Origin of the sequence: Cryobacterium sp., assembly GCF_025463825.1 — a bacterium.
Lineage (GTDB): Bacteria > Actinomycetota > Actinomycetes > Actinomycetales > Microbacteriaceae > Cryobacterium.
Genome location: NZ_JAODBG010000084.1, coordinates 1 through 10,196 on the forward strand (window position 1 = coordinate 1; position 10,196 = coordinate 10,196).

General features: G+C 69.3%; 10 protein-coding genes. All 10 read right to left on the reverse strand.

Annotation, left to right across the window (positions count from 1 at the left end; all coding sequences use genetic code 11):
• Window positions 1–401: 401 nt before the first annotated feature.
• Window positions 402–1,922 (reverse strand): ribosome biogenesis GTPase Der, encoded by a 1,521-nt coding sequence (gene der / locus JWP54_RS10425; protein ID WP_297371446.1) that lies wholly within the window; start codon window positions 1,920–1,922, stop codon window positions 402–404.
• Window positions 1,915–2,607 carry a (d)CMP kinase gene (gene cmk / locus JWP54_RS10430; RefSeq protein WP_297371448.1) on the reverse strand — a complete coding sequence of 231 codons (693 nt, stop codon included), beginning with the start codon at window positions 2,605–2,607 and terminating at the stop codon, window positions 1,915–1,917. The genes der and cmk overlap by 8 nt, the downstream gene beginning before the upstream one ends.
• 4 nt (window positions 2,608–2,611) lie before the next feature.
• Window positions 2,612–3,694 carry a prephenate dehydrogenase gene (locus JWP54_RS10435; RefSeq protein WP_297371450.1) on the reverse strand — a complete coding sequence of 361 codons (1,083 nt, stop codon included), beginning with the start codon at window positions 3,692–3,694 and terminating at the stop codon, window positions 2,612–2,614.
• A gap of 53 nt (window positions 3,695–3,747) precedes the next feature.
• On the reverse strand, window positions 3,748–4,566 hold the full coding sequence (locus tag JWP54_RS10440; protein WP_297371452.1) for a pseudouridine synthase: 819 nt from the start codon (window positions 4,564–4,566) through the stop codon (window positions 3,748–3,750).
• Entirely contained in the window at window positions 4,563–5,201 is a 639-nt protein-coding gene (locus JWP54_RS10445) for an SMC-Scp complex subunit ScpB (RefSeq protein WP_297371454.1), read from the reverse strand. Before JWP54_RS10445 ends, JWP54_RS10440 begins: the two co-directional genes overlap by 4 nt.
• Entirely contained in the window at window positions 5,191–6,018 is an 828-nt protein-coding gene (locus tag JWP54_RS10450) for a ScpA family protein (protein WP_297371467.1), read from the reverse strand. The genes JWP54_RS10445 and JWP54_RS10450 overlap by 11 nt, the downstream gene beginning before the upstream one ends.
• A 61-nt stretch (window positions 6,019–6,079) precedes the next feature.
• Window positions 6,080–6,967, reverse strand: a complete 888-nt coding sequence (locus JWP54_RS10455) for a ParA family protein (RefSeq protein ID WP_297371457.1) — start codon at window positions 6,965–6,967, stop codon at window positions 6,080–6,082.
• A gap of 222 nt (window positions 6,968–7,189) precedes the next feature.
• On the reverse strand, window positions 7,190–8,107 hold the full coding sequence (xerD, locus tag JWP54_RS10460) for a site-specific tyrosine recombinase XerD (RefSeq protein ID WP_297371460.1): 918 nt from the start codon (window positions 8,105–8,107) through the stop codon (window positions 7,190–7,192).
• Window positions 8,104–8,778, reverse strand: coding sequence for an NUDIX hydrolase (locus JWP54_RS10465; RefSeq protein ID WP_297371463.1), 675 nt, complete (start codon window positions 8,776–8,778; stop codon window positions 8,104–8,106). The genes xerD and JWP54_RS10465 overlap by 4 nt, the downstream gene beginning before the upstream one ends.
• The coding region (locus JWP54_RS10470; RefSeq protein ID WP_297371465.1) for a CTP synthase at window positions 8,771–10,196 on the reverse strand (1,426 nt) is incomplete at its 5' end. The genes JWP54_RS10465 and JWP54_RS10470, both read right to left, overlap by 8 nt.

The following is a 10,196-nucleotide window of genomic DNA, read 5'->3' on the forward strand; positions in this document are numbered from 1 at the left end:
GACACCGGAACGATCAAAACGGGTTGGGGGGAGCGCACCTTTCGGGAGGTGCGGCGGCGTGCGGGCGGTACGCGGGTTTCGGGTCCCGCGATGCCGGTGGAGCCGAAAGCGTCTCTGCCAGCAACAAGAACCTAGAACAGATGCGGCCGGCTCTCCAACCCCCTCGCTCGGGGGTACCCTCAAGTGCCGCTTGGGGGTTTTCTGGCAGGATCCGCGTCAATACAGGGATCGGCGGCCCGGCCTTGAGGTGGCACAGGGCCGTTCTTGAGGATTCCTTGCGCAAACCTTGCGTGATCCGGGCGGCTTTCGCGCCGGGTCCGGGCACGAAAAAGCCGCGTGCCGGCATCCGTAGGATGCAGCACGCGGCTTGATCGAGCCGACCGGGGAACCCCGGCAGGGGCTTAGCGCTTGCGCTTCTCGCGCACGCGCATGCTGATGTTGATCGGGCTGCCGGCGAAGCCGTAGACCTCGCGCAGGCGGCGCTGGATGAAGCGGCGGTAGCCCGGGTCGAGGAACCCGGTGGTGAAGATCACGAAGGTCGGCGGGCGGCTGGAGGCCTGGGTGCCGAACAGGATGCGCGGCTGCTTGCCACTGCGCACCGGGTGCGGGTGCTCCGCGGCCAGCTCGGCGAGGAACGCGTTGAACTTCCCGGTGGCGACGCGGGTGTCCCACGACTCGAGCGCGAGCTCGAGCGCCGGAACCAGCTTCTCCATGTGACGGCCGGTCTTGGCGGAGATGTTCACGCGCGGGGCCCAGGCCACGTGGGCCAGGTCCTGCTCGATCTCGCGCTCCAGGTAGCGGCGACGGTCGTCGTCGATCTGGTCCCACTTGTTGAACGCGAGCACCAGCGCACGGCCGGACTCGAGGACCAGGTCGATGACCCGGACGTCCTGCTCGCTGATGACCTCGGTCACGTCGATGAGCACGACGGCCACTTCGGCCTTCTCGAGGGCGGCGCTTGTGCGCAGCGATGCGTAGAAGTCGGCGCCCTGGGAGAGGTGCACGCGACGGCGGATGCCGGCGGTGTCGACGAAACGCCAGACCTTGCCGCCGAGCTCAACCTGCTCGTCGACCGGGTCGCGGGTGGTGCCGGCCAGCGCGTTGACGACAACGCGCTCTTCGCCGACGACCTTGTTGAGCAGGCTGGACTTGCCCACGTTCGGGCGCCCCAGGATGGCGACGCGGCGCGGGCCGCCCACTTCCTGCTTGGCGACGTTGGAGATCTCGGGGAGTTCTTCGAGGATCGCGTCGAGCAGGTCGGCGACGCCGCGGCCGTGCAGCGCGGAGACCGGCCAGGGCTGGCCGAGGCCGAGCGCCCACAGGCTGGCCGCTTCGGGCTCCTGACGGATGTCGTCGACCTTGTTGGCGATGAGGAAGACCGGCTTGCCGCTGCGACGCAGCAGCTTGACGACGGCCTCGTCGGTGGAGGTCGGGCCCACGTTGGAGTCGACGACGAACATGACGACGTCGCACAGCTCGATGGCCAGCTCGGCCTGCATCGCGACGGAGGCGTCGATGCCCTTGGCGTCGGGCTCCCAGCCGCCGGTGTCGACGAGGCTGAAGCGGCGTTCGTGCCATTCACCCTTGTAGGTGACGCGGTCACGGGTCACGCCGGGGGTGTCCTCCACGACGGCCTCACGGCGGCCGAGGATGCGGTTCACCAGGGCGGACTTGCCCACGTTGGGGCGGCCGACGATGGCGATCACCGGCAGGGCCGGCAGGTAGTGGATCGCGTCGGGGTCTTCGGTGACGTGATCGAGTACGTCGAAGTCCTCGTCGTCGAGGTCGTACTCGTTCAGGCCGGTTCGCAGCGCGGTGGCGCGCTGGGCGATCAGGGCGTCATCGTCGTCGAGTTCGGTCAGGCGCGATGCGGTCTCCGGGTCGAGCTCGGGGATCGTCGTGTCGTCGAATTGGTTAGTCATGCGAGGCCTCGCGGTTACGTGTATTGATGACCTCTATGACCGCGTCAATGGTCTGGTCGAAGTCGAGATGGGTGGAGTCGACGGTGGTCACACCGTCTGCAGCGCTCATGAATTCCACTACCTGGGAGTCGGCGCGATCCCTCGATCGCAGCTGTTCCGCCACGGTGTGGGCCGATTGGGTTGATATTTCCGCAGAGCGCCTAGCCATTCTAGCCTCTTCGGTTGCTGTGAGTAGAATGCGGACCTCGGCTTCCGGGGCGACGACGGTGGTGATGTCGCGTCCTTCGACCACCACGCCGGGCTGCGGCACGGCCCGGGCGATGCTGCGGAACAGCTCGGTGAGGTGCGTGCGCACTTCCGGAACCCGGGCGATCGCGCTCACCGCGGCGGAGATCTCCGGCTCCCGGATGGCGTCGGTGATGTCGCTGTCGCCGACCCGCACGAAGTAGGCATCCGGCTCGGTGCCGATCAGGTAGTCGAAGTTCGGCAGCAACGCGGTGACCGCGGCGGAGTTCTGCGGGTCGACCTCCTGGTCGATGACCAGCCACGCCAGCGCCCGGTAGGCGGCTCCGGTGTCGAGGTACGCGAAGCCCAGGCGGCGGGCGACGGCCCGGCTCACGCTGGACTTGCCGCTTCCGGCGGGCCCATCGATCGCGACGAACAGGGGGTAGGAGTGCTTGCTCAAACGTCTAACCGACAATCCGCCAGCCGCGGGCGGCCAGCTCAGAGGTGAGGCGGCTGACCGCCTCGGGGAGGATGCTGATCTCGGCGAGCCCGATCTGGGCTCCCGGGGAGTGCTCGAGGCGCAGGTCTTCGAGGTTCACGCCCACCTCGCCGATCTCGTTGAAGAGTCGGGCGAGCTGGCCGGGGGTATCGTCCACCATCACCGTGATGCTGGCGTAGCGGCGGTCCTGGCCGTGCTTGCCGGGCAGCCGGGCCACGCCGGTGTTGCCGCCGGCGATCTCCTCGGCCACCTGGCGGCGCGCGCCGGGGGCGGCCGGGTCGGTGAGGGCGCCGATGAACCGGTCCAGGTCGTCGCGCACGGCCAGGAGGATCTCCCGCACCGGCGCCGGGTTGGCGCCGAGGATCTGTACCCACAGTTCGGGGTCGCTGGCGGCGACGCGGGTGACGTCGCGGATGCCCTGGCCGGCGAGGTTGAGCGCGGAGCCGGGCGCGTCGGTGAGCCGGCGGGCCATCAGGGTGGACACCACCTGGGGCACGTGCGACACCAGGGCCACCGCGTTGTCGTGCTCCTGGGGGGTCATCTCCACCAGGGTGGCGCCCAGGTCGAGGATCAGGTCGTCGATCGCGGTGGCGCGCTGGTAGCTGATCGCGTCGTGCGCGGCGACCACCCAGGGCCGGCCGATGAACAGGTCGGCGCGGCCGGCGAGGGGTCCGCCGCGTTCCCGGCCGGCCAGCGGGTGCGAGCCGATGTAGCGGGAGACGTCGGCGCCGCGCTCGCGCAGCTCGGTCAGCGGAGCCAGCTTGACGCTGGCCACATCCGTCACGATCGCGTCGGGGAACGCGTCGAGTTCACGGGCGACGATCTCGGCGGTGACATCCGGCGGCACGCACACCACGATCAGCTGCGGGGCGTCGGCGGGCGTCGCCGCGCGGCCGGCGCCGTAGTCGATGGCCAGCGACAGGTTCGTCGGGGAGGCGTCGGCGAGGATCACGTCGATCCCCCGGGCCGTCAGGCCCAGGCCGATGCTGGTGCCCAGGAGCCCGGCGCCGACGACACGCACCGGCCCGATCAGGCGAGACTCGACCACGTTCGGCTCCAAACTTGCGCGGGTGACTGGGGTGAAACGGATGCTCGGGTCGGCTACTTCTGGACCTCGGCGCGGGACACCGTGAGCAGCTGACCGAGTTCCACCTTAGTGAGGTCGCGCACGGCGCCGGCCCGGAGGGTACCCAGCTGCAGCGGCCCGAACTGGCGGCGCACCAGGTCCACGACGGGGTGGCCGACGGCGTCGAGCATCCGCCGCACGATGCGGTTGCGGCCGGAGTGCAGGGTGAGCTCCACCAGGGTGAAGCCGTCGCCGGGAGGGCTGGTGAGGATGCGGGCCTTGTCGGCGGCGATGGGGCCGTCCTCCAGCTCGATGCCGCTCTGCAGCCTGCCGATGGTCTGCGCCGAGACGCGGCCCTCGACCTTGGCGATGTAGGTTTTGGCGACGCCGAAGGAGGGGTGCGCGAGCACGTGCGCGAGGTCACCGTCGTTGGTGAGGATCAGCAGACCGCTGGTCTGGGCGTCGAGGCGGCCCACGTTGAACAGACGTTCTTCGTAACCCTGGGTGAACTGGCGGAGGTCGGGGCGGCCGCTCTCGTCCTGCATCGAGGAGACCACACCGACGGGCTTGTTCAGCATCACGTAGCGGCGGCTGGTGTCCAGCTGCACGGCGATGTTGTCCACGGCGATCTTGTCGGTCTCGGGGTGCACGCGGCGGCCCAGCTCGGTGACGACCTTGCCGTTCACCCGCACCCGGCCGGAGGCGATCATCTCTTCGCTGACCCGGCGGGAGGCGACGCCGGCGGCGGAGAGCACCTTCTGCAGGCGGATGCCGTCGACGGCGGCCTCCGGGTTGGTGGCGAAGTCCGGGTTGCTGCGGCTGGTGTCGATGTAGCTATCGTTGTGGTCGGTCATGGTAAATCCTCGAATCCGTTCGCACCGTCGGCAAGCAACGGCGAAATTAGTGGCAACTCGTCGAGCGAGTTGATTCCCAGCTGCACAAGCAGCAGGTCGGTGGTGGCGTAATTGATCGCGCCGGTCTCGCTATCGGTGAAGGCCTCGGTGATCAGTCCGCGGCCCAGGAGGGTGCGCACGACCGAGTCGACGTTGACGGCCCGAATCGAGGCTACCGCGCCGCGGCTGATTGGTTGCTTGTAGGCGATCACCGCGAGGGTCTCCAGCGCCGCCTGGGACAGCCGGCTGGGGTTCTGCGTGAGCACGAAATCGGCCACCACCGGGTCGTACTCCGGGCGCACGTAGATCCGCCAGCCGCCGGCCACCTCGCGCAACTCGAAGCCCCGCCGCACGGTGCCGTTCACCCCGTCGAAGTCGGCGACCAGCCGCAGGATGGCTTCGCGCACGTCCACGAGCGGATGCGCGACCGCGGTGGCCAGGTGCACCAGGCTCTGCGGCTCATCCGCCACCATCAGAATCGCCTCGAGCCGCCGCTCGATGGCCGTGCCGACGCCGCCTCGGTCCGCTCCCCCACCGTCGCTGGTCGAGCTTGTCGAGACCTCGGCAACATCCGTCATACCGGTATCAGGCGTCATAGTCGGCTCCGAGGTTCGCAAGATTGTCGTCAGACCAGCCGTCGGCATCCCAGTGCAGGCTCAGCTCGCCGAGCGGTTCCAGTTGGTCGAAGCTGAGGGCGCCGTGCCGGTACAGCTCGAGCACGGCCAGGAAACGGGCGATGACCAGCCCCTTCTCGACGCAGTCCACGATCAGCTCGCGGAAGGTCAGGTTCCGGTTGGCCTGCAGCATCGCCACCACGATCGCGGCCTGTTCGCGGATGCTCACCAGCGGCGCATGCAGGTGCTCGAGCCCCACCGTCGGCAGTTCCCGCGGCGTCAGCGCCAGCGCGGCCAGGGCGCCGAAGTCGCCCAGCGATAGCGTCCACACCAGCTCCGGGGTCGTGGTGCGGTACTTCTCCTCGAGCCGCACCGACCGCACGTGCCGGGTCGCCTCGTATTCGAGGTGCTCGAGAAACCAGGCCGACGCGGTCTTGAACGCCCGGTACTGCAGCAGCCGGGCGAAGAGCAGGTCCCGCGCTTCGAGCAGCGCCACCTCTTCGGCGTCGACGAGTTCGCCCTGCGGCAGCAGCCCGGAGAGTTTGAGGTCGAGCAGGGTGGCGGCCACCACCAGGAACTCGGTCGCGTGGTCCAGCTCTTCCGCGGCGTCGAGCCCGCGCAGGTAGGAGATGAACTCGTCCGTCACCCGGCTCAGCGAGATTTCGGTGATGTCGAGTTCGTGCTTGCCGATCAGGGAGAGGAGCAGGTCGAACGGGCCCTCGAAGTTTTGCAGGGCCACCGAGAAGCCTGGCGTCGGAGCGGTGTCACCGCTGACGGTGCCGGTCCCGCCGGGGCTGATGGTACCGGCGCCGGCCGTGGCGGTGGCCGCCGCGGCGCGGGCCGGAGCGGCCGTGGTCTGCCTAGGCGACCGCGCCACGCTGGATCAGTTCCCGCGCCGCCTGCTTGTAGGCCTTGGCGGCGGCGTGTTCCGGCGCGAACTCGGTGATGGGGATCCCGGCGACACTGGCGTCCGGGAACTTCACGGTACGGCCGATGACGGTGTCCATCACCCGGTCGCCGAACGCGTCGACGACCCGCTCGAGCACCTCACGGGAGTGCAGCGTGCGGGAGTCGTACATGGTGGCCAGGATGCCGTCGAGTTCGATGGCCGGGTTGAGCCGGTCGCGCACCTTGTCGATGGTCTCGATGAGCAGCGCGACACCGCGCAGGGCGAAGAACTCGCACTCCAGCGGAATGAGCACGCCGTGGCTGGCGGTGAGCGCGTTCACGGTGAGGATGCCCAGCGACGGCTGGCAGTCGATGAGGATCACGTCGTAGTCGTTGGAGACCTTGCGCAGCACCCGGGCCAGGATCTGCTCGCGGGCGACCTCGTTGACGAGGTGCACCTCCGCGGCGGAAAGGTCGATGTTGGCCGGGATGATGTCCAGGCCCTCGACGGCGGTCTCCTGGATCGCTTCGCGCGGGTCCTTGGAGCCGCTCAGGAGCAGGTCGTAGATGGTCGTGACGTCGTGCGTGGGAATGCCCAGGCCCGCCGACAGGGCGCCCTGCGGGTCGAAGTCGATCGCGAGCACCCGGCGGCCGTAACCGGCCAGGGCCGCACCCAGGTTGATGGTGGTCGTCGTCTTGCCGACGCCGCCCTTCTGGTTGCACAGCGAGATGATGCGCGCCGGGCCGTGACTCTTCAGCGGGGTGGGTTCATCGAAGACCTGCAGGGGGCGGCCGGTCACGCCGGTCGGCAATTCCTCAAGTCCGGGAAGCTGCGTCCGGTTTTCAGTCTTACGCGCCACTGGGCTGTCCTCGATCCGTCATGCAGTTCACTTGGTCGATTCTACCGAGCGGATGCGCAGCCCACGGCCAGATCCGCCGGTGTGCCGCGACTCGCCCCGTCCCCGCTCGCGGAAATCCAGCCAGCCCAACTGGCCCCGGTGCGGGCAAATGGTCCCGGTGCGCCGGGACCATTTGTCCGGAGCGGGCACAGTCGCGGCGGATGGGTGCGGCCGGCGGCCCCGTCAGCGGGCTCGGGGGTGCGCGGTGGTGTACATGTCGCGGAGGGTGTCGATGGTGACGAGGGTGTAGATCTGGGTGGTGGCCACCGAGGAGTGGCCGAGCAGCTCCTGCACCACGCGCACGTCGGCGCCGCCGGAGAGCAGGTGGGTGGCGAAGGAGTGCCGCAGCGTGTGCGGGGACACCTCGATGCCCAGCTCGGCGCGTTCGGCCGCCGCGCGGATGATCAGCCAGGCGTTCTGCCGGCTCACCCGATGCCCGCGCACGCCGAGGAACAGCGCCGGGGTGGCCTTGCCCCGGCTGGACAGCACCGGCCGGGCGCGCACCAGGTAGGCGTCCACAGCGGCGCGGGCGAAGCTGCCGACCGGCACGATGCGCTGCTTGTTGCCCTTGCCGGTGAGCCGCACCACGTCGCCCTCGAGCATGTCGTCCACGTTGAGGTTCACCACTTCCGACACCCGCGCCCCGGTGGCGTAGAGCAGCTCGAGCAGCGCCTTGTCGCGCAACTGCGGCAACTCCTCACCGTCGGTGGCGGCCAGCAGCTGGGTCACCTGCTCGATCGAGATGGCCTTGGGCAGCCGCAGGCCGAGCTTGGGCGGTTTCGACTCGTGGGCGACGTCCACCTCGACGAGCGAGTCCTCGAGCAGGAACCGGTGGAAGCCGCGCACGGTGGAGAGGATGCGCGCGACCGACGCCGCGGTCAGCGGCGATTCGGCCCGGGCGCCGAGGTGCTGCACGAACCCGCTCACGTGCTGCGCGGTCACCTGGCGCAGGTCGTCGAGGCCGGCATCCGCCAGCCAGCCGGCGTAGATCACCAGATCGCGGCGGTAGGCGGCCACGGTGTTGGCCGAGAGCCCACGTTCGATCGAGACATGCCGCAGATACGAGTGCACGGCCGGCTCGACGAACGCGGGACCGGTCACACCGTGGAGTCCCAGTTCGACGGGTGCCGCGGCCACGGCAGGTCGGCGGGCGCGAGGCTGGCCCAGCCGCGGGCGCGGGAGGCGGCGGCGGCGAGGACACCGACGACGAGCGACGGGTTCTGCACCCGTCGGGCGAGCGCGGCGTCGACGACGTCGTCCAGGGCGACCCAGCGGGTGACCATGTCGGCTTCCTCGTCGGTGCGGTCGAAGGCCTCGGTGGCCGGCGACAGCCCGCGGGCCAGGTAGATGCGGATGACCTCGTTACTGCCGCCCGGCGAGGTGTAGAACTCGGTGAGCACGTTCCACTCCGACGCGACGACGTCCGTCTCCTCGGCCAGCTCACGCTGGGCGCCGATGAGGGCGTGTTCGCCGTCGATGTCCAGGAGCCCGGCGGGCAGTTCCCATTCGCGCATGCGCACCGGGTGCCGGTACTGCTGGATGAGCAGCACCCGGTCCTGGTCGTCGAGCGCGAGGACCGCCACGGCGCCGGGGTGGTCGACGTACTCGCGAACGATCTCGGCACCGTTGTAGTCGAACGCGTCCTGGCGGATGTTCCACACGTGGCCGTCGAACTTCACCGAGCTCGAGGTCACCGCGGTGGGGGCCGGCTCGTCCTCGATGCGGGGCAGCAGCGCGTCGGTGTCGGCGCGGTCGGAGAGGGTCTTAGGCATCTTCCTTCACCTCGAACAGACGGCTGGCCTGCTGGCGGTCCAGCGCGGCGCCGATCAGGCCGCGGAACAGCGGGTGCGCGTGGCTGGGGCGCGAGCGCAGCTCGGGGTGCGCCTGGGTGCCCACGTAGAACGGGTGCTCGCCACGCGGCAGCTCCACGTACTCGACGAGGTGGCCGTCGGGCGAGGTGCCGGAGAACCACAGGCCGGCGTCGGCGATCTGCGTGCGGTAGTTGTTGTTGACCTCGTAGCGGTGCCGGTGCCGCTCAGAAGCGACAGGGGCGCCGTAGAGCTCCTCAACGATGGATCCCGCCGCAAGGTCGGCCGGGTACAGGCCGAGACGCATGGTGCCGCCCAGGTCGCCGCCGGCGATGATCTCCACCTGCTCCTCCATGGTCGCGATCACCGGGAACTCGGTCTCCGGGTCGAACTCGCTGGACGAGGCGCCGTCGAGGCCGGCCTTGTTGCGGGCGTACTCGATGACCATGCACTGCAGGCCCAGGCACAGGCCCAGCACCGGGATGGCGTTCTCGCGGGCGAACTTGAGGGCGCCGAGCTTGCCCTCGATGCCGCGCACGCCGAAGCCGCCGGGCACGCAGATGCCGTCCAGTTCGCTGAGCATCTGCGCGGCGCCCTCGGGCGTCTCGCAGGTGTCGGAGGCGATCCATTCGATCTTGACCTTGGTTTGCTGGGCGAAACCGCCGGCGCGCAGCGCCTCGGTCACCGAGAGGTAGGCGTCGGGCAGGTCGATGTACTTGCCGACCAGGCCGATGGTGACCTCGTGCTTGGGTTCGCGCACCGCGTCGAGCACGCGCTGCCAGGCGGTCCAATCCACGTCCTTCACCGGCAGGCCGAGAGCGTCGGTGATGTACTTGTCCAGGCCCTGGTCGTGCAGCACGGCCGGGATCTCGTAGATGCTGGGCACGTCTTTGCAGTTCACGACGGCGTCTTCGTCCACGTCGCACATGAGCGCGATCTTGCGCTTGTTGGACTCCGAGACGGGCCGGTCGCTGCGCAACACCAGCGCATCCGGCTGGATGCCCAGGGAACGCAGTGCGGCGACGGAGTGCTGGGTGGGCTTGGTCTTCTGCTCACCGGATGCGTTCATGAACGGCACCAGGGAGACGTGCACGAAGAACACGTTCTTGCGGCCCAACTCGTGGCGCACCTGGCGGGCGGCCTCGATGAACGGCTGCGACTCGATGTCGCCGACGGTGCCGCCGACCTCGGTGATGATCACGTCGGGGCGCGGCTCGTCGCTGGCCTGCAGGCGCATCCGGCGCTTGATCTCATCGGTGATGTGCGGGATGACCTGCACGGTGTCGCCGAGGTACTCGCCGCGGCGTTCCCGGGCGATGACCTGCGAGTACACCTGACCGGTGGTGACGTTCGCCGCCTGGGTGAGGTTGATATCCAGGAAT

What these genes read in the sequence shown, in the direction of transcription:
- der (WP_297371446.1), bottom strand. Translation starts at nt 1,922, where the DNA reads ATGACTAACCAATTCGACGACACGACGATCCCCGAGCTCGACCCGGAG.
- JWP54_RS10440 (WP_297371452.1), bottom strand. Translation starts at nt 4,566, where the DNA reads ATGACCGACCACAACGATAGCTACATCGACACCAGCCGCAGCAACCCG.
- JWP54_RS10445 (WP_297371454.1), bottom strand. Translation starts at nt 5,201, where the DNA reads ATGACGCCTGATACCGGTATGACGGATGTTGCCGAGGTCTCGACAAGC.
- JWP54_RS10465 (WP_297371463.1), bottom strand. Translation starts at nt 8,778, where the DNA reads ATGCCTAAGACCCTCTCCGACCGCGCCGACACCGACGCGCTGCTGCCC.